At 74.0% G+C, this 18,325-nt stretch carries 18 protein-coding genes; 5 read left to right on the forward strand and 13 right to left on the reverse strand.

Annotation, left to right across the window (positions count from 1 at the left end):
- Positions 1–66 precede the first annotated feature (66 nt).
- Entirely contained in the window at positions 67–690 is a 624-nt protein-coding gene (locus LQ327_RS24750; protein WP_230738460.1) for a DUF998 domain-containing protein, read from the reverse strand.
- A gap of 139 nt (positions 691–829) precedes the next feature.
- Here LQ327_RS24750 and LQ327_RS24755 point away from each other — a divergent pair, with 139 nt between their 5' ends.
- Together LQ327_RS24755 and LQ327_RS24760 are read left to right on the forward strand one after the other, a co-directional pair.
- Positions 830–1,159 (forward strand): YciI family protein, encoded by a 330-nt coding sequence (locus LQ327_RS24755; protein ID WP_230738462.1) that lies wholly within the window; start codon positions 830–832, stop codon positions 1,157–1,159.
- Positions 1,152–3,053 carry a DUF6596 domain-containing protein gene (locus LQ327_RS24760; protein WP_230738463.1) on the forward strand — a complete coding sequence of 634 codons (1,902 nt, stop codon included), beginning with the start codon at positions 1,152–1,154 and terminating at the stop codon, positions 3,051–3,053. The genes LQ327_RS24755 and LQ327_RS24760 overlap by 8 nt, the downstream gene beginning before the upstream one ends.
- A gap of 23 nt (positions 3,054–3,076) precedes the next feature.
- On the opposite strand, the gene LQ327_RS24765 is transcribed toward LQ327_RS24760, so the two are convergent.
- From LQ327_RS24765 to LQ327_RS24790, 6 genes are all read right to left on the reverse strand, one after another.
- Entirely contained in the window at positions 3,077–4,549 is a 1,473-nt protein-coding gene (locus tag LQ327_RS24765) for a sugar porter family MFS transporter (RefSeq protein ID WP_230738464.1), read from the reverse strand.
- Positions 4,546–5,544 (reverse strand): ROK family glucokinase, encoded by a 999-nt coding sequence (locus tag LQ327_RS24770; RefSeq protein ID WP_230738465.1) that lies wholly within the window; start codon positions 5,542–5,544, stop codon positions 4,546–4,548. The genes LQ327_RS24765 and LQ327_RS24770 overlap by 4 nt, the downstream gene beginning before the upstream one ends.
- Before the next feature lie 7 nt (positions 5,545–5,551).
- The gene (locus LQ327_RS24775) at positions 5,552–6,301 is read right to left on the reverse strand and encodes an HAD family hydrolase (RefSeq protein ID WP_230738466.1); all 750 of its coding nucleotides are present in this window, start codon (positions 6,299–6,301) and stop codon (positions 5,552–5,554) included.
- Complete coding sequence (locus tag LQ327_RS24780) at positions 6,298–8,853, reverse strand: glycoside hydrolase family 65 protein (RefSeq protein ID WP_230738468.1); 2,556 nt, start codon at positions 8,851–8,853, stop codon at positions 6,298–6,300. The genes LQ327_RS24775 and LQ327_RS24780 overlap by 4 nt, the downstream gene beginning before the upstream one ends.
- 50 nt (positions 8,854–8,903) lie before the next feature.
- On the reverse strand, positions 8,904–9,707 hold the full coding sequence (gene otsB / locus LQ327_RS24785) for a trehalose-phosphatase (RefSeq protein ID WP_230738469.1): 804 nt from the start codon (positions 9,705–9,707) through the stop codon (positions 8,904–8,906).
- Between the two features lie 143 nt (positions 9,708–9,850).
- The gene (locus tag LQ327_RS24790; RefSeq protein ID WP_230738470.1) at positions 9,851–11,092 is read right to left on the reverse strand and encodes an ROK family transcriptional regulator; all 1,242 of its coding nucleotides are present in this window, start codon (positions 11,090–11,092) and stop codon (positions 9,851–9,853) included.
- A 118-nt stretch (positions 11,093–11,210) separates the two neighbouring features.
- On the opposite strand from LQ327_RS24790, the gene LQ327_RS34995 reads away from it, so the two are divergent.
- A complete protein-coding gene (locus LQ327_RS34995) occupies positions 11,211–12,338 on the forward strand; it encodes an adenylate/guanylate cyclase domain-containing protein (RefSeq protein WP_230738471.1) in 1,128 nt (375 codons plus the stop codon).
- Positions 12,339–12,342: 4 nt separating this feature from the next.
- Here LQ327_RS34995 and LQ327_RS24800 read toward each other — a convergent pair whose 3' ends face one another.
- The gene (locus tag LQ327_RS24800; protein WP_230738473.1) at positions 12,343–12,615 is read right to left on the reverse strand and encodes a hypothetical protein; all 273 of its coding nucleotides are present in this window, start codon (positions 12,613–12,615) and stop codon (positions 12,343–12,345) included.
- A gap of 382 nt (positions 12,616–12,997) precedes the next feature.
- Here LQ327_RS24800 and LQ327_RS24805 point away from each other — a divergent pair, with 382 nt between their 5' ends.
- Positions 12,998–13,483, forward strand: a complete 486-nt coding sequence (locus tag LQ327_RS24805) for a hypothetical protein (protein ID WP_230738474.1) — start codon at positions 12,998–13,000, stop codon at positions 13,481–13,483.
- 6 nt (positions 13,484–13,489) lie between these two features.
- Here LQ327_RS24805 and LQ327_RS24810 read toward each other — a convergent pair whose 3' ends face one another.
- Positions 13,490–14,701 carry an alpha/beta hydrolase gene (locus LQ327_RS24810; RefSeq protein WP_230738476.1) on the reverse strand — a complete coding sequence of 404 codons (1,212 nt, stop codon included), beginning with the start codon at positions 14,699–14,701 and terminating at the stop codon, positions 13,490–13,492.
- 63 nt (positions 14,702–14,764) lie between these two features.
- Positions 14,765–15,487 (reverse strand): GntR family transcriptional regulator, encoded by a 723-nt coding sequence (locus tag LQ327_RS24815; RefSeq protein ID WP_230738478.1) that lies wholly within the window; start codon positions 15,485–15,487, stop codon positions 14,765–14,767.
- Between the two features lie 173 nt (positions 15,488–15,660).
- Between LQ327_RS24815 and LQ327_RS24820 the strand changes: the two genes are divergently transcribed.
- Positions 15,661–16,077: a MarR family transcriptional regulator gene (locus LQ327_RS24820; protein ID WP_230738480.1), complete on the forward strand. Its 417-nt coding sequence runs from the start codon at positions 15,661–15,663 to the stop codon at positions 16,075–16,077.
- 9 nt (positions 16,078–16,086) lie between these two features.
- Here the strand turns inward: LQ327_RS24820 and LQ327_RS24825 are convergent, their stop codons facing one another.
- From LQ327_RS24825 to LQ327_RS24835, 3 genes are read right to left on the reverse strand one after another with little or no spacing between them, the layout of a single operon-like run.
- Positions 16,087–16,986, reverse strand: coding sequence for a phosphatidylinositol mannoside acyltransferase (locus LQ327_RS24825; protein WP_230738482.1), 900 nt, complete (start codon positions 16,984–16,986; stop codon positions 16,087–16,089).
- Positions 16,983–17,660 (reverse strand): phosphatidylinositol phosphate synthase, encoded by a 678-nt coding sequence (gene pgsA / locus LQ327_RS24830; protein ID WP_230738484.1) that lies wholly within the window; start codon positions 17,658–17,660, stop codon positions 16,983–16,985. Before pgsA ends, LQ327_RS24825 begins: the two co-directional genes overlap by 4 nt.
- Entirely contained in the window at positions 17,657–18,325 is a 669-nt protein-coding gene (locus LQ327_RS24835) for an HIT family protein (protein ID WP_230738485.1), read from the reverse strand. Before LQ327_RS24835 ends, pgsA begins: the two co-directional genes overlap by 4 nt.

Here is an 18,325-nt window from a genome sequence, read left to right on the forward strand (position 1 = left end):
AGCGTCCCACGCACGACGACGGCCCCCGCGCGGCACGGGCCGGGGCGGGGGTGTGTCGGTGGCGGGTCACCGGCGGGCGAGGCACACCCCGCTCACCCGGAGCATCGCGGCCATGACCCCGACGCCGAGGGTGATCGAGCCGTGCGCCCCGCCGGTCACGGCCCAGGCGTTCCCGGCGACGACGCCGACCGCGGCGAGCACCGAGACGCCGGCGGCGACGGCGTGGCCCTCGCGACGCATCCGGCCGGCGAGGAGCAGGCAGGTCACGGTCAACGCGAGGAACGAGAGCGTTCCGGTGATCATGTGGCCGACGGCGTGCCAGCTCAGGCCGGGCGTCCCGACCGGGTCCATGGAGAACACCCCCGCGGCGGCCAGCAGCACCCCGGAGAGGCCCCAGGCGCCCGCCAGGGCCCGGGAGCGGGGGAAGGACCGGCGCAGACCGACGGCGCCGAGGACGACCAGCAGGCCGCCGATCAGGAAGTTCGCGATCTGGATCCAGCCGAGCGAACCGGTCGCGAGCAGGCTCAGGGGCTCGTACGAGAAGTCGAAGTCCGAGCGGGTGGCGGCCTGGGTCAGCGCCACCACCGACCACAGCGGCGCGGACACCGCTCCGGCGAGGAGCAGGCGGTCGGTGGTGACGGCCCGGTCGGCGTCGGTGCCGGCGGCGGGGGTGGTGAGCGTGGCGGTCATGGCGTCCTCCGTGGGTCGAGCGGTCGTCGGGGCGTCGTGCGGGCCGATGTGACAGGGAACGACTAGATTCCCTGTCACATCGCCCGAGTCGACGTCGTGGTGACCAGGCACGACCGATCACGACCCGAAGGAGACGACGATGCGATTCCTCATGACGACCGGGGAGAACAGCCGGCAGCCCGACGAGGCCCTGTTCGCGGAGATGGGCGCGTTCATCGAGGAGATGGCGGCGTCCGGGAGGCTCGTCGTCACCGGCGGGCTCGGCCCGGACCCCCGGCGGATGGAGTCGCTGGGCGACGAGATCACCGTGACCGACGGCCCGTTCACCGAGACCAAGGAGGCGATCCTCGGTTTCGCGATCATGGACTGCGACTCGTGGGACGAGGCGCTGGAGATCGCGCGGCGCTTCCGGGCGATCGTGGGTGACGGGCAGTCGACGATCCACCAGGTGTTCGGGCCCGATGAGTGACGTCCGGGCCGCCGTCGCCGACCACTGGCGCCGGGAGTCCGCGACCGTCGTCGCGACCCTGGTCCGGATGGTCGGCGACGCCGGTCTGGCCGAGGAACTCGCCCAGGACGCCCTCGTCGCGGCGCTCGAGCAGTGGCCGGGGTCGGGGATTCCCGACGAGCCCGGCGCGTGGCTGACCACGGTCGCGCGCCGCCGCGCCGTCGACCACCTGCGCCGCACCGGCCGGCTGGAGTCCTACGACGACGAGCCACCACCGGAGCCCGCGCCGGCCGACGGGCCCGCGGACGACGACGACGTCGTGCGCCTCATGCTCCTCACCTGCCATCCCGCGCTGGCGCGGGACGAGCGCACGGCGATGACGCTGCGCCTCGTCGGCGGCCTCGGGACCGCCGAGATCGCGCGGGCCTTCCTGCTGCACGAGCAGCAGGTCGTCGCGCGGATCGCGCGCGCCAAGCGGACGCTCGCCGAGGTCGGGGTGTCCCCGGGCGGTGACCTCGGCGGTCGGCTCGGGGCCGTCCTCGAGGTCGTCTACCTCGTCTTCAACGAGGGGTACACGGCCACCGCGGGCGCGGATCTGCTGCGCCCGCGGCTCGTCGGCGAGGCGCTGCGGCTGGGTCGCCTGCTCACCGCGCACGCACCGGACGACCCGGAGGCCCACGGTCTGCTCGCGCTGATGGAGCTGCAGGCCTCCCGCTCGGCCGCGCGCACCGACCCGGCCGGCGCGCCGGTGCCCCTCGACGAGCAGGACCGCACGCTCTGGGACCGCGACGCGATCCGCCGCGGTGTGGCGTCACTGCTGCGCACGCGTAGGACCCCGGGGCGGCCCGGCCCCTACGTGCTGCAGGCCGCGATCGCCGTGCAGCACGCGCAGGCCGCCCGGCCCGAGGACACCGACCGGGCGCAGGTCGCGGCGCTCTACGACCTGCTCGTGACCGTCCTCCCGACCCCGGTGGTGCGGCTGAACCGCGCGGTCGCGATCGGTGCGGCGCAGGGGCCCACCGCGGGCCTGGCGGCCGTCGACGAGCTGGTCACCGAGGGCACGCTGCGCGACTACCACCTGCTCCCGGCGGTGCGGGCCGATCTGCTCGGCCGGCTCGGGCGCGACGCCGAGGCGCGGGTGGAGTGGCGTCGGGCGGCCGCCCTGACCGCCAACGCCGCCGAACGGGCGTTGCTCCTGCGCCGCGCCGACGCCCTCGCCGCGGTCGCGGCCACCGGGCCCACTCTCGGTCCGGCGGTGGAACGGTTCCTCGCCCGCGACGACCTCTCGGGCGCCTCACGCCGCTCCTACGGCCAGACCCTGCGCCGGCTGGTGCGCGCCCTCGGCGACGCGCGCCCGCTCGCGACCCTCGACGCCGACGTCGTGGCCGGGGTCCTGACGACGACGTGGAGCGACGCCTCGGCCGCCACCTGGAACCGGCACCGGGCGACCGTCCGGTCCTTCGCGGCCTGGCTGGACCGGCCGGGGATCGCCACCGGGGTGGCCACGCGGGACGCACCGGCGCGCCCGGCCGTCGTCGCACCCGTCGTCCCCGACGGGCCGCTGCGCGAGCGGGCGCTCTGGGCCGTGCTCGCGGAGTCCGGGGCGAGGGTGACCGAGGCGCTCGGCCTCGACGTGGACGACCTCGACCTCACCGGACACCGGGCCGGGGCCCTCCGGTGGTCGCCGGCCACGAGCGGTCTGCTCCGGGCCCTGGTCGGGTCGCGCGCCGCGGGCCCGCTGTTCCTCTCCGAGCGGCGTCCGGGGCCGGCTCGCCGACCCGGTGCGCGGGATCTCTGCCCGCACACCGGGCGGCGCCGGTTGTCCTACGAACGGGCCGAGTACCTGTTCAAGCAGGCCTCGTCCGGCTCCACGCTGAGAGCGCTTCGCGCATGTGAGCGGATTTGGTCGTCCTGACGACCAAATCCACTCACATGCCGCTAGGCGACCATTTCCTCCAGTTCCTTGCCCTTCGTTTCCTTCACGGCTCTCAGGACGAATATCAGCGAGAGCAGCGCGAAGAAGGTGTAGAGCCCGTAGGCGAGTGTCAGTCCGACGCTCGCCAGCGCCTGGAACGTCACGGTGATGAGGAAGTTCGCGATCCACTGGGCTGCGGCCGCGACGGCGAGCGCGGCGGCGCGCAGGTAGTTCGGGAACATCTCGCCGAGCAGCACCCAGACGACCGGGCCCCACGTGATCGCGAACGACACCACGAAGAGGTTCGCCGCCACCAGCGCGACCGGGCCCCAGATTCCGGGCAGGGCGACGGTCGACTTGCCGCTCTGGCTCACCGCCGGTATCGACTGGGAGAACGCCACGGCCATGATGCCGAGCGTGATCGTCATGCCGATCGAGCCGCCGATGAGCATCGGGCGTCTGCCGACCTTGTCGACGATGAGGATCGCCACGATCGTCGACAGCACGTTGATCAGACCGTTGATCACCGAGGCGGTGAACGAGTCGGACTCCGAGAACCCGACCGCCTGCCACAGCGTCGTCGAGTAGTAGAAGATGACGTTGATGCCGACGAACTGCTGGAAGACCGACAGCAGGATGCCGACCCACACGATCGGTTTCAGGCCGAGCTGTGGACCGCGCAGGTCCCGCAACGACGGCTTGTCCTCGCGTCGCAGCGTCTCCGCGATCTCGTCGACCTTCGTCTTGGTCGCCGTGGCCGTCCGGCCCGGCTCCACCGACTGCAGGACCTCGCCGGCCCGGCTCAGGTCGCCGCGGGCCACCAGGTAGCGCGGCGACTCCGGGATCCGCAGCGCGAGGACCGCGTAGATGACCGACGGGATGATCCCGACGATGAACATCCAGCGCCAGGCCTCGAGGCCGAGCCAGAAGGTGTTCGCGGCGCCGCCCGCGACGCCGGCCAGCAGGGCGTCGGAGAGCAGGGCGATGAAGATGCCGAGCACGATGGCCATCTGCTGCAACGAGGCGAGCCGACCTCGGATGTGGGCCGGGGCGATCTCGGCGATGTACGCGGGCGCGATCACCGAGGCGATGCCGATGCCGACGCCGGCGAGGATGCGCCAGATGATCAGGTCCCAGACGGCGAAGGCGAGGCCCGCGCCGACCGAGCTGATCGCGAACAGCGCCGCCGCGATGAGCATGACCCGGATGCGGCCGTAGCGGTCGGCCGCCGGACCGGCGAACCACGCGCCGACGGCCGAGCCGAGCAGCGCACAGGCCACGGCGAAGCCGGACAGCAGCGGGCTGTTGGTCAGGTTGAAGTTGCTGTTCAGGGCGTCGACGGCGCCGTTGATGACGCTGGAGTCGAACCCGAACAGGAACCCGCCGACCGCGGCGACGATCGAGATGAGGATCGCCTTGGCCGACGTCGTCGGTCTGGCTCCCCCAGCGCCCGAGGCCGCCGGGTCGGATGACCCGGCAGGTGAATCGGTGGTCATGACGCCCTCCCGGAGACGGCAGTGTCGCGGTGTGTACGTGCCAGGTCGGCGGCGCCGACCATCCCGGCCTCCCAGCCGAGCTCGGCGAGGCGGACCTCGGCCACGGGGCGGTGCCCGCGCCCGGTGAGGTGACCCCGGAAGGTGTCCTCGACGCGGGAGCGCAGCACCTCCCCCGCCGTGGAGACGCCGCCGCCGATGACGAACAACGACGGGTCGAGCACCGCGGCCAGCTGGGCGAGGCCCAGCCCGATCCAGCGCCCGATCTCGTCGAAGCAGTGCAGGGCCCCCACGTCGCCGCGCTGGGCGGCCGCGGTGACCATCTCGCCGGAGATCCCGTCGGGATCGCCGCCCGCGTCGGCGAGCAGCCCCGCCGCGAACGCCGGTGAGTGGCGGGCGATCTCGCGGGCCTCGGTGACCAGCGCGCGCCCGGACCCGTACTGCTCCCAGCACCCCTGCAGCCCGCACCCGCAGCGCCTGCCGTAGGGGACCATCGTGATGTGGCCGATCTCGCTGGCCACCCCGAACCCGCCGCGCAGCAGCCGCCCGCCGACGACGAGGCCGCCACCGACCCCGGTGCCGATCGTGATCGCGGCGAGGTCGTCGTGGTCGCGGCCGGCGCCGAAGCGCGACTCGGCCCACGCGGCGGCGTTCGCGTCGTTCTCGACGACGACGGGCAGGTCGAGCTGCGCGGTCAGCGACGCGCGTAGGTTCTCGTCCCGCCACGCCAGGTTCGGCGCGAACATGACCGTGGACCGGGCCGCGTCCACGAAGCCCGCGGCGCCGATCCCGACGGCGGCGATGTCGTGCGTCGCCGCCAGCTCGCGGACGGCGTCCGCGATCCCCGAGAGGACTCCCCGGGTGTCCTGCGCCGGGGTCTCCCGGCGCGTGTGCTGGAGCAGCTTGCCCGTCCCGTCGACGACGCCCGCTGCGATCTTCGTGCCCCCTACGTCGACCCCGACGGTGAGGGCGTCCGCCGGAACCTCCCCCTCAGCCATGACGCACCTACTTCGTCGTGAGCCGGTGGGAGGCCAGCGCGCCCACGTCGATGGCGCCCATGTCGGTGACGACCAGGTCCGCGCCCTCGGCCTTGAGGGCGTCGACGTCGTCGGCGCGCGAGACCCCGAGCGCCCCGAACTCACCGGCCCGGGCGGCCTGGATGCCGTTGGTGGCGTCCTCGGCGACGAACGCGTCGTGCGGGTCGACGCCGAGCTCCTTGGCGGCCGTCAGGAAGATCTCCGGGTGCGGCTTGCCCTGGGCGAAGTCCCGGCCGGAGACGTCGACGTCGAACGCCGCGTGCAGGTTCCCCGAGCCGCCGTAGTTCCCCAGGTCGACGCGCTCGAGGAAGAGCTTCGCGTTCTTCGACGACGAGGCCGCGGCGATCGGGATGCCGGCGTTCTTGACCGCGATGACGAAGCGCACCGCGTCGTCGTACGCGGAGAACTTCCCCTCCGTGATCAGCTTGATGATCATGTCCTGCTTGTACTCGCCGTACTCGACGACGCGCTTGTCGATGTCGGGCACGCCGAAGTACTCCAGCGCCGCCGTCGCGCCCGCCTTGCGCGGCTTGCCGGACATCCGCTGGTGGTAGAGCTCGGAGGTGAAGCCCTCCGGGCTCCACGTCGTCTGCGGGCGGATGTCGGCCCAGGGGCCCTCCATCAGTTCCTGCAGCGACTGCCGCCACGCCTGCTCGTGCGGGGAGTCGACGAGCACCCCGTCGACGTCGAAGATCGCGCCCCTGAAGCCTTCGCTCACTGCTCGCTCCTCCCGTTCTGCCCGATCAGGACCTGACCGTCCTCGGCGGACGCCGCGGCCGGTATCTCGGCGGGGTCGGAGACCAGGGGCACCGAGGCCCGGTCGCCGGCGCCCAGCTCGCGCACCTCGCCACCCATGCCGACCTTCACCGGGTGCGAGAACCCCTCGGTGGCGACCTCGACCAGGAGCAGACCGTCGGCCACCGAGACCTGCAGCGTCGTGCCCTGGAAGACCATGGAGTAGCGCAGGCCGTCGAGGCGGGTGGTCAGGCGCGGCGCGAAGTGCAGCACCCCGTCGCGCACGCTGCACCCGACGTAGGCCCGCTGCAGGAGGTCGAGCGTGCCCGACATGACACCCATGTGGATGCCCTCCTTGGTGGTGCCGCCCTGGACGTCGCCGACGTCGGACTCGAGCGCCACCAGGAACCGCTCCCAGCTGCTGCCCGGGTCGATCCCGGCCAGCACCGCGGCGTGCGCGACCAGGGACAGCGTCGACCCGTGCGAGGTGCGGTGGTCGTAGTAGTCGATGGTGCGGCGGGCGAGGTCGGGGTCGCCCGCGACGTCCGAGTAGCCGAGGCCGCCGAGGATCTCGCGCAGCTCGTCGTCGGAGAACAGGAAGAACAGCATCACCGCGTCGGCCTGCTTGGCGACCTTGTAGTGGTCCGGGTCGTCGCCCTCGGCCTTGAGGATGCGGTCCATGCGCTGGATGTTGGTGTGCTTGGCCCGGTAGGCGTCCCAGTCCAGCTCCTCGAGGTTCTCGTAGCCCTCGAACTGGCTGATCACCCGGTTCCCGTCGGGCGCCGCATGGGTGGGCACGTACATCAGCCGCGCCATCTCGCCCCACCGTTCGATCTCGGCGTCGGTGAGCCCGAGGCGGCTGCGCAGCGCCCGACGGCGGCTGGTGGGCAGCATGGCGAGCACGCGCGGCGCGGTCGCGCAGATCCACGCCACCATCACGTTGGTGTAGGCGTTGTTGCGCAGCCCGCCGTCGGTGGCCCCGGGGTAGCGCTCGTGGAACTCGTCCGGCCCCATGACGCCGTGGATCTCGTAGCGCCCGGTCTGCGGGTTCCGGTGCGCGATCGAGGCCCAGAAACGGGCGATCTCGAGCATCAGCTCGGCGCCGTAGTCGCGCAGGAACTCCAGGTCGTCGGTGGCCTGGTAGTACTGCCACACGTTGTAGAAGATCGCCGCGTTGACGTGGCGCTGGTTGTGCGAGTGGTCGGGGTCCCACTGGCCCGAGAGCGGGTTGAGGTGGACGACCTGCGTCTCCTCGGTGCCGTCGGACCCGGACTGCCACGGGAACATCGCGCCGGAGTAGCCCGCCTCGGCGGCCGCGGCCCGGGCCTCGGCGAGGCGGCGGTAGCGGTACATCAGCAGGCCCCGCGTGACCTCCGGCAGCCGGAAGTCCAGGAACGGATAGACGTAAAGCTCGTCCCAGAACACGTGGCCGCGGTAGGCCTCGCCGTTGAGACCCCGGGCCGGCACGCCGGCGTCGTGGCGGGCGGTGTGGCGCGAGCAGACCTGCAGGATGTGCGCGGTGTGGAAGCGCAGCAGCAGCTGCACGCGCGGTTCCGACGGCAGGTCGATCGCGCAGACGTCCCAGAGCTCGGTCCAGGCCGACTCGTGCTCGGCGTACGCCTCGGCGAAGTCCGGGTAGCGCTCCACGTGGCGCCCGGCCGCCGTGAGCGTCTCGGTGATCGCGTTGTCGTGGCTGGTGAAGAACGAGACCAGCTTCTCGACCTTGATCGACTCACCCTCGTGGGCCTCGAGCTCGAGGACCTGCTGGATGTAGTCGTTCATCTGGTGCAACGTGCGGCGGGGCTCGACGGCCTGCCAGGACCGGCCCCGGCTGCGCGCGAGCCGGGTGCGGGCGGCCTCGGAGATGTAGAGGTTCGACTGCCGGGTGCGCACCTTGAGCGCGATCACCTCGGGGCCGAACGTGCGCGGGGTGACCGGGTCGAGGTGGCGGCCCTCGAGGTCGCGGTAGCGGGCGACCATGTTGTTGTCGACGCGGCCGTCGATCGCCGAGACGATCCCGACGTCGCCCGACCAGTTCTCCGGCGTGATCACCCACTCGATCGCCGCCTGGTGGCTGTGCGCCATCGAGACGAACCGCCTGCTGCGCAGCGTGGTCTCACGGCCGGCGCGGTCGCGGAAGCGGAAGACCCGGGAGAGCGTCGCGGTCCGGATGTCGAAGGTGTGGCGGTACTCGAGCACCTCGACGTTGTCGAGCGTGATCGCCTCCTCGCCCTCGATGCGCAGCATCAGGACGAGCCAGTTCGGCAGGTTGACCAGGTCCTCGTTGAGCACCGGCCGGCCGCCGAGGATCGTCGTCTCGCGGTTGTAGGCGCCGTGGGCGTAGGTGCCCGCGTAGTGCGCCGGCGGGTCGGTGTCCTCCCACTCGGCGGCGCCGCGGGTGCAGAAGTAGCCGTTCCCGGTGGAGGACAGCGCCTCGCGCAGGCCCTCCTCCTCCGGGTCGACGCCCTCCCAGGTCAGCGTCCAGCCGTCTTCGGCGCCGACGGCAACGTCGTGGTCGGTCGCGGCACTGCTCACCGCGGTCTCCTCCCGGCTCGGGGCGTGGGCATGGTCGTGGGGGTGGCGTCCTAGCGGGCCAGTCCGTCGAGGAACCGGCCGACCGCGTCGACGTCGGCGAGCACGGCCGACGCCGCGGTCTCGCGGGCGGCGGCGTCGGCGGGGTCGATGACGAGCACCCCGAGGCCGCCGTCGGCGATGCTCGGCGCGACGAAGGCGTCCTCGTCGGTGACGTCGTCGCCGAGGTAGACCGGCAGGACGTCGGGCCCGCGCAGGTCGAGGACCCCGAGGAGGTGCTCGACGGCGCGGCCCTTGTTCCAGTCGATCTTCGGTTGGATCTCGTGCACGAACTTGCCGGGCGTGACCCGCAGCTCGCCCGGGTGGGCCGCGAGGATCCCGTCGACGAGGTCGGACACCTCGCCGTGGCGGGCCGGATCCACCGCGCGGTAGTGCAGCGCGACCGAGGCGTGCTTGGGCTCGACGAGCGTCCCCTCGATCGCGGCGGCGCCGTCGGTGACCTCCGCTGTGACCTTCTCGACGAGCTCCTCGAAGCCCGACGACGCGTCGTGCGTGATCGTCCCGGTGCTCGGGCTGTGGATGTCGAAGCCGTGGCTGCCCGCGACGATGAGGTCGTCCAGGCCCATGAGCTCGGTGACGACGGCGCGGTCCCGTCCCGACACCACGCACACGCTGGTGCGCCGCGCGAGATCGGAGACGATGCGGCGCATCTCCGGCCCCATCACGGCGTCGGACGGCCGGTCGACGATCGGCGTGAGCACGCCGTCGTAGTCGAGGAAGACGGCCGGCGTCCGCCTGTCGTCGCGCTCGGCGAGCACCGCCTCGGGGGCGGGCAGCTCGGACGCTCGCGCGCTCATGGATGCGACCTCCCCCTCGACGTGCGTCCGCCCCGATGCCGGGTTGTGACGCGGTTCACAGGCTAGGTCCGGTTGCTGTCGCGGTCAACGGATGAACGCACGACGTGATCTTGGCATGGATCGGCGATACCCGTCGCGGGTGATCATCCACGCGCGGCGAGGAGCTGTTCCCCCGCGAGGGCGACCGCGCCCAGGACGTGCGCGCGGGCCCCGAGGCCGGCCGCGACGACCTCGACGCCCTCGGCCGCGCCGGGTAGCGCCCACCGCTCGAGGGCCGCGTGGAGGGGATCGATGAGCAGGTCCCCGGCCTGCGCGAGCTCGCCGCCGACGACGATGCGGGCGGGCGTGAGCACGCTGCACAGCCCGCCGAGGGCGCGCCCGACGTGCCGTCCGGTGTCGGCGAGCACGCGCCGCGACGGGGCGTGGCCGCCGCGGGCGCGGGCCACCACCTCCGCGACCGACAGCGGGCGGCCGAGCAACGGCTCGAGCAGCCCGACCACCGTCGTCGTCGACGCCCAGGTCTCCAGGCACCCCCGGTTGCCGCACCGGCAGACGGTGCCGCCCGGGACCCCCGCGGGGCCGCCGGCGTCCTCGCCGACGACGACGTGGCCGAGCTCGCCCGCCGTGCCCGAGCGGCCCCGGTAGGGGCGCCCGTTCAGCACCAGGCCGGCGCCCACCCCGTCGGAGAGCTTGAGGTAGACCGCGTCGGCGACCCCGGAGAGCGCACCCCACGCCTGCTCGGCCAGCGTCCCGAGCAGGGCGTCGTTGTCGACGGCCACCGGCACCCCGAGCCGCGCGGCGGCGCGTCCCGGGGCGTCGACCCCGACCCAGCCCGGCAGGATGCCCGGCTCGCCGACGGTCCCGGAGCGGGCGTCGACGGGCGCGGGCAGTCCGATGCCGACGCCGAGCAGGTCGGCGCGGTCGACGCCCGCCTCGGCCAGTGCCTCGCCGAGCAGCGCGTGCGCCGCGTCGAGCCCGCTGTCGACGTCGTGCCCCTCCGGCAGCTCCGCCTCGCGCTCGGCGAGCACCTCGGCCGGCGGGGCGACGACCGCTCCCCCGGGCGCCACCCGCGGCAACGTGTCGGCCGCGCGGGCGACGGCCACCCGGACGTGCCGGTGGCCGAAGTCGATCCCCGCGAGGTGACCGGTCGGCGGGGTCAGCCGCACCGCCCGCACCCGGCGGCCGCCACGCACCGTCGTCGTCGCGGTGAGCCGGCCGGCGTCGACCAGGTGGCGGACGATGTTCGACACCGTCGCGGGGGCGAGGCCGGTGGCGGCGGCGATGCCGGACTGCGTCGGTTCACCGGCGGTGAGCACGGCGTCCAGCACGCGGCGACGGTTCGCCTCCCGCAGCCCCGCGGGCGATCCGGGCCCCGCCGCGTTCATCGGATGAACTTAACGCGTCGCTGTGTCGCATGTCACTAACTGCTCGGCACAACCTCGGCCGAGTGAGCCGGACGTCCCACTCTGCGAGTGACGACGGCACAGCACTAGCGTCCGTTCGGTGGAGGATCAGCTCTCCGATCTCCGCCTGGCGGTGACCGAGGCCCTGGAGGCCAGCCGCACGGCGTCCCAGGTCTACGACGGCGAGGGCCGGCTCTGCTGGGTCTCCGAGCAGATGCTGCAGCTGGCCGGGGCCGACCCGTCCACCGAGATCGGCTACGGCTCCCGGATCGCCGAGGGGCTCGAGCTGCCGCTCTGGGCCTCGATGCTCTCGCCGGAGGCCCGCCGGGAGCTCCGCGAGGACCTCGAGAAGCGGTTCACCGACGGGCCCGACATGGCCCCGATCTGGGTCTCCCCCGTCGAGCTGAACCTGGCGAAGCGCCGCCGCCCCGTCGGGATGCTCGGCGTGACGGTGCGCGCGTCGGACGGGACCGTCGCGGGCACCGCGCTGGTGTTCGCGCCGCTGCTCCCGGCCCGGGTGCTCGCGCTCGTCAGCGAGGGCGACGAGGCGATGTTCACCCGCATGGCCGACCTCACCGAGCCACGGCGGCGGCCCGCGGCGGTGGTGTTCGCCGACATCGACTCCTCCGGACCGCTGTCCCGGCTGCTCCCCACCCCGGCCTACTTCGAGCTGATCCGCCGGTTCACCACCGCGTTCGACGACCTCGTCGCCTGCCACGGCGGCATCGTCGGCAAGCACGCGGGTGACGGGGCGAGCGCGTTCTTCCTCGCCGCGGACGCCGATCACCACCCCGCGGAGTCGGACGCTGCGAGCGCGGCGCTCGCCGTCGCGCTGGCGTTCCCGCCCGCGGTGCGCGGGATCGTCGCCGACCTCGCCGAGGACGGGATCGGGATCGCAGAGGCAGACTGCCGGGTGAACCTCGGCGTCCACTGGGGCGCCAACCTCTACATCGGTCAGATCGTCACCGGCGGCCGTCTGGAGGTCACGGCCCTGGGCGACGAGGTGAACGAGTGCGCCCGGATCGAGCAGGTCGCGACCGGCGGGCAGACCCTGGTCTCGAAGACCGCCCTCGAGCGGCTCGAGGCCGGGGCCGCCGACCGGCTCGGGATCGACCCGATGACGCTGACCTACCGGATGCTCGCCGATCTCACCGAGATCGACCGGAAGGCCCTGCGCGACGCGGGGTCGCTCGCCGTCGTCGATCTCGCCGCCCTGACGGACCGGTGAGGACTCAGGCCGCGGCGTCCTGGTCGTCGTCGGTGTCGGTGCTGCGGCGGTCGGCGCTCGCGCTGACCCCGACCACTCCGGCGATGGCGACGACGACGCCGAGCCCCGGCAGCAGCGACTCCGCGCCCGCGAGCAGGACGGGCAGGTAGGGGCGCACGGTGTGCCACACCTGCTCGGCGCGGGTGGCGGGTGCCGTGTCGCCCGGCGCCGGGCGCGGTCCGGGGATCGGCGGCAGCGTCGTGGGGCCGGGGATCGTGATGGTGATCGTGATGCTCATGGGACGGCCTCGCTCTCCGCGTGCAGGCGGCCGGGCCCGTCACGCGGTCGCGGCCGGCCTCAGAGCGAGGGGGACGCGGAGCGCGGGGCGGGCGGGTGGGAGTCGGACCTGGTTCTCCTCGATCGCCGGGATTCGGCGACGGGACTGTGACCGGGACTCACACGCTCACCTCCTCGCACTCTCGGGCACACGCAGTGCCATCGACATCGATCACTAGACACCCCGGTGATCACGCCGGTCAAGGGGGCGTGCGGGTGGTGGTGCTGGGGCCGTCGACGACGGGCACACCAGACATCCCGGCGGCCCTCGTGCGGCCGCCTGGTGTGCTGTTGATCAGCGGCAGTGCTGGCGCGGCGGCGATCACCCGGGCGAGACTCACCCCGTGACCGACCCCGCGGCGTGGAGCGACTTCAGCGTGGCCACCGCCGGCGCGGCGGCCGCGCTGACAGGCCTGCTGTTCGTGGCGCTCTCGATCAACCTCACCGCCGTCCTCGCCTCGACGCACACCACCGCCCGGGCGGCGTCGACGCTGGTCCTGCTCGCCTCGCCGGTGTTCCTCGCGCTCGCGCTGCTGGCGCCGTGGGGGTCGTCGACGACCCTCGGCGTCGTGCTCGTCGTCCTCGCGGTGATCATCGGGGGCAGCCTCGGTGTGATGCTGCCGCGGCCGATCCCGGAGGTGCCCCTCCCGGCGTGGATCGCCACCACCGTGCTGCCTCCGGTCGTGCTGACCGCGGGCGCCCTGCTCGCCGGGATCGGGGTCCTCGCCGACGGGCTCGGCGGGCTGATCTGGCTCGCGCCGGGGATCGGGTTCGCGCTGTTCGGCGGGCTGGTCGGTGCCTGGGTGCTGCTGGTGGAGATCCTGCGCTGACCCGGCTCACCAGCCGTGGTCGGCCAGCCAGTGCTCACTGATCGTGAGGCGGGCCTGGTTGCCCAGGGAGCCGGTGCCGAGCGTGTCGTAGGCGTGGTTCGCGTACGGCATCCGGACGAGCGTCGCGTCCACCCCGGCCGCACGCGCCTGATCCACGAACCGCTCGACGCCGCCGGGCGGGACCAGCTCGTCGCGGGTCGGCCCGATGACCAACGTCGCCGGCGCACGCGGGGTGATCGCGGGGCCGCCGGAGACCGCGGCGTAGCGGTCCGGCACCTGCTCGGGGGTGCCGCCGGTGTAGAGCTGCCCCAGGTACCCGGCCGGGGTGCCGGGCTGGCCGGGGAAGTGGCCGTGCTCGTAGGCGTCCACCAGATCGACCGCCGGGTACTGCACGAGCACCCCGCGCGGCACCGGCACCGTCCCCCCGCACGACGACGGCTGCGTCCCGGACGCCGCGTGGTAGCCGACCGACACCGCGAGCTGTCCGCCCGCGGAGTCCCCGGCCAGGACGATGCGGCTCGGGTCGCCGCCCCGGCCGGGCGCCAGCGCGGCGACCTTCGTCAGCGCGCAGGCGACCTCCGGCCCGGCGACGTCCCACGTCGGGCGGGTGCCGCTGGAGAGCGTGTACGCGACGCTGACGACGAGGCGCCCGTGATCGGCGAACCACCGCAGGTCGTCGGTGTTGCCAAGCTCGGACCCGGCGTTCCACCCGCCGCCGTGGACGTAGACGAGCACCGGAGCGGGCCCGGTGGCGCCGCGCGGGTCCCACACCGCGGCGTGCAGCGCGGCGCCGTCGGGACCCGTCGTGTACACCGGGTCGCCGTCGGGCAGCGCCAGGCCGGAGGAGGGGACGACCGCCCGGAACGGGTTCACCGACCCGCCCGCGGCCACCGTCGTGACCACGCTGATCCCGACGACGACCGCGAGCGCCACCGTCGCGACGCCCGTCCCGATCGCCACCCCGGTGGCGGCCCACCGCAGCCGGCGGCGCAGCAGGAGCGCGAGCACCGCGGCCACCAGCCCGGCGACGACGAGCGTCGCCCCGCGCGCGGGGACGGTGACCGTGGCCCACCCGGAGAGCGCCCCGAGCCCGGGGACGAGCGCGCCGAGGGCGACGAGCAGCACGGTCAGGCCGACGAACCCGAGCACGACCAGCGCCAGACCGGCCGCCGCGCCGGTGAGCCGGCGACCGCGCCGCGGGCCGGCGGACGTCGTCATGGGCGGGAGCGTACGGCGCCGGCCGTGTGGACGATCTTGTGCGGCCCGGTCGGGTGAGGGACCTCAGCGGGTCGGGCGCCGCGGCCGGCTGATCTCCACCTCGATGAGGTACCGGTCGCCGCGGACCAGGGCGTCCACCCGTTCGACCGGCGTGCCGCGGTCGTCGCGCGAGGTCCGCCGGAAGCGCCACCCCGCGCGCCCGGACGGGATGCCGAGCAGCGCCGCGTCCTCGCCCTCGACCAGGACGGGCTCGACGGTCTGCGTGCCGCCGACGACGCTGCGGCCGTACCGCGTCTCGAGCAGCGCGTACCAGGAGGCCTCGCCGTCGAGGTCGGCGCCCGCGATGTCGGGGACGATCCGCGTGGGCACGTGGAGCAGCTCGCGCGCCATCGGCTCGCCGTCGGCCAGGCGCAGGCGCGCGAACCGCCGGACCGGGTCGCCGAGCGGGACGGCGAGGTGTTCGGCGAGGTCGTCGTCGGCCGCGATCTCGTCGTGCCACAGCAGCCGGGAGGACGGGCGCAGGCCGCGCCGGGTCATGTCGTCGTGGAACGACAGCGCGGCGAGCGGCTGCGCGGGAGCGGTGCGGCGGGCGTAGGTGCCGGCGCCGTGGCGACGCTCGACGACGCGGCGGGCGGTGAGCTCCGCGAGGGCCAGCCGGACCGTCGAGCGCGACACGTGACAGCGCTCGGCGAGGTCCCGCTCCCCCGGCAGCAGCGCCCCGGGCCCGAGCTCGCGGCAGAGCCGTTCGACCTCCACCTGGACGTGCGCGGTCCGGGATTGCAGCACGGTTGCCGGTCTTACCACGAGTGAGCGGTACCGCCAGTACCGCAAGCGGTTGCGGGTGGTCGGATCGTCATCCGGGACTCATGGGCGCGTCCGGGAGGACGGCGCGCACCGAGTGCGGAATGCTCATGGGCGCTGCCACCGACTTCTCCGGAAGCTGATTCCCTGGAATCGACATGAACCTGAGCGAGCTGTTCGACGACCTGGTCCGGGTCGAGATCGTGCTGTGGGACGCCGTCGACCGGCGCCTGCGTGCGGAGGTCGGGCTGCCGCTCGGACGCGTCGAGGCGCTCCGGGTCGTGGCGACGAGCGACCCGTGCCGCGTGCAGGACGTGGCGGTCTCGCTCCGGATCACCGTCGGCGCGGCGAGCAAGCTGACCGACCGGCTCGTCACGGGCGGCCTGGTGGAGCGCCGGGCCCACCCCACCGACCGGCGCTCGTCGCTGCTGCGGGCCACCGAGACGGGCGAGCAGGCGCACGCCGCGGCCACGGTGGCGATCGAGGACGAGCTGGGGCGGCTCCTGCACGACGACGACGTCGCCGGGCTCAGGCCCGTCGTCGCCGGCCTGCGGGCACGCCTCGCGCCGCGGTGACTCCTGCCGTCAGCCGAGGTCCGGCCAGATGCGCTGCAGCATGTGCCAGTCCTGGGGGTGCCGGGCGATGTCGCCGGCGAACGCGTCGGCCATCGCCTGCGTCGCGGCGGGGACGGCGTCCTGGCCGGTGACCGGCACCGGCGGGTGGATCCGGAAGCCCCAGTTCTCGTCGGGTCCCGACCCGGTGAACCAGCAGCCGAGCGGGAGCAGCGCGGCGCCCGTCGCCGCGGCCAGCGAGGCGGGTCCGGGCGGCATCGCCGCACGGTGGCCGAAGAAGTCGACGCCGATGCCGTGGCGCGAGAGGTCGCGGTCGGCGACGAGGCACACGATCCTCCCGGCCCGCAGCGCGCGGAGCAGCCCGCGGACCGGGGCCTCGCCGCCGGTCATCGGGAGGATCTCGAAGCCGAGGGACTCGCGGTAGTCGACGAACCGCTGGAACAGCGCCTCGGGTCGCAGCCGTTCGGCCACCGTCGCGAATCCGCCGTAGCGCTGCACCGCCCACGCGCCGACGACGTCCCAGTTGCCGGAGTGCGTCAGCGCGACGACGGCGCCGCGGCCGCGGGCGAGCGCGGCGTCGAGGTGCTCGCGGCCGTGCACGGCCGGGTCGACGCGCTCGGCCAGTTCCTTGTGGTCCATAGTCGGGAGCCGGAACGCCTCGCGCCAGTAGCGGGCGTAGGACCGGACGCCGGCGCGGGTCAGCTGGTCCAGCTGATCGTCGCGCAGATCCGGCCGGACCCGCGCGTAGTTCCGGCGCAGGCGGGCGACGCCCGGCCCGCCGCGTCGGGTGGCGAGATCCGCCCCGCCGTCGAACGCGGTCCGCGCCAGCGGCGCCGGCAGTTCGCGGACGAGGCGCCAGCCCGCGGCGTAGCCGAGGTCGGCCGCCCGCCCGGCGAGGTCGCCACCGGTCACCGGTCGGCGTCCCGCGACTCCGCCGCGGGGAGCTCTCCGACGGGTCGGTCGGTGCGTCCGGTGGCCGCGCCGTACTGCTCGCGGGCGCTCGTCCACACCGTCGCGATGCGCTGTCCGACGGTCACCAGCGAGCCGACGGTGAGCAGCCACAGCGCGACGTCGACCGCCCACCACAGGCCCAGGCCGGTCAACCCGATCCCGGTCAGCCCGAGGATGAGCCGCTCGGCCCGCTCGACGATCCCGCCGTCGCCGCGCAGTCCCGCCGCCTCGGCGCGGGCCTTGATGTAGGAGATCAGCTGACCGCTGACCAGGCAGATCAGGGCCAGCGCGGCGACGGTCCACCGGTCGTTCGCCGCCGCCCACCAGGCGATGCCGGCGAAGACGGTGCCGTCGACGAGGCGGTCGCCGACCGAGTCGAGCACCCCGCCGAACGGGCTCGACACCCCCCGCGCGCGGGCCATCGCCCCGTCCAGGACGTCCAGCATCGCGAAGCCCCAGACGATCATCGCGGCGGCGAAGAGGTGCCCCGTCGGGATCAGCCAGATCGCGAACCCCGTCGCGCCGAGGGTCCCGAGCACCGTCACCGCGTCCGGATGGATGCCGCGGCGTACCAGCCACTTGCCGGCGGGCTGCACGCCGCGGTTGATCGCCGCGCGGCCCCACTCGTTGATCACTGCCCCTGTCCACTTCCCGTCGCTGTGCTCGCCCAGACCTCGGCGAGGCGCTGCCGGGTCTCGGCCAGCAGCGCAGGGATGACCTTCGTCTGGCCGATGACGGTGATGAAGTTGGCGTCGCCGCCCCAGCGCGGCACCACGTGCTGGTGCAGGTGGTCGGCGAGCGAACCGCCCGCGACGTGCCCCAGGTTGATGCCGACGTTGAACCCGTGCGGCGCCGACATCGCCCGCAGCGCCCGGATCGCCTGCTGGGTGACGCGCATCAGCTCGGTCGACTCGTCGTCGGTGATCTCGTCGAGCCCGGCCACGTGCCGGTAGGGCACGACCATGAGATGGCCCGGGTTGTACGGGTGCAGGTTCAGCACCGCGTACACCAGGTCGCCGCGGGCGACGACGAGCCCGTCCTCGTCGTCACGTCCGGGGATCGCGCAGAGCGGGCAGCCCCCGTCGACCTCGCCGGTGCCCGACTCCCCCGCGATGTAGGCCATCCGGTGCGGCGCCCACAACCGGCGGAAGCCGTCCGGGGTGCCGGCGCCGTCGAGCTGCTGGGCGCCGTCGGGGTGCCCGAGGGGCACGCCGGACTCCGGCCGCCCGGGCTGGGCGGGCAGGCCGCGAGCGCCGGCCCCGTCCGGTGCGTGCTCGCTCGTCACCGCGTCGTCGTCCAT

It is taken from the genome of Actinomycetospora endophytica (assembly GCF_021026375.1).
Lineage (GTDB): Bacteria > Actinomycetota > Actinomycetes > Mycobacteriales > Pseudonocardiaceae > Actinomycetospora > Actinomycetospora endophytica.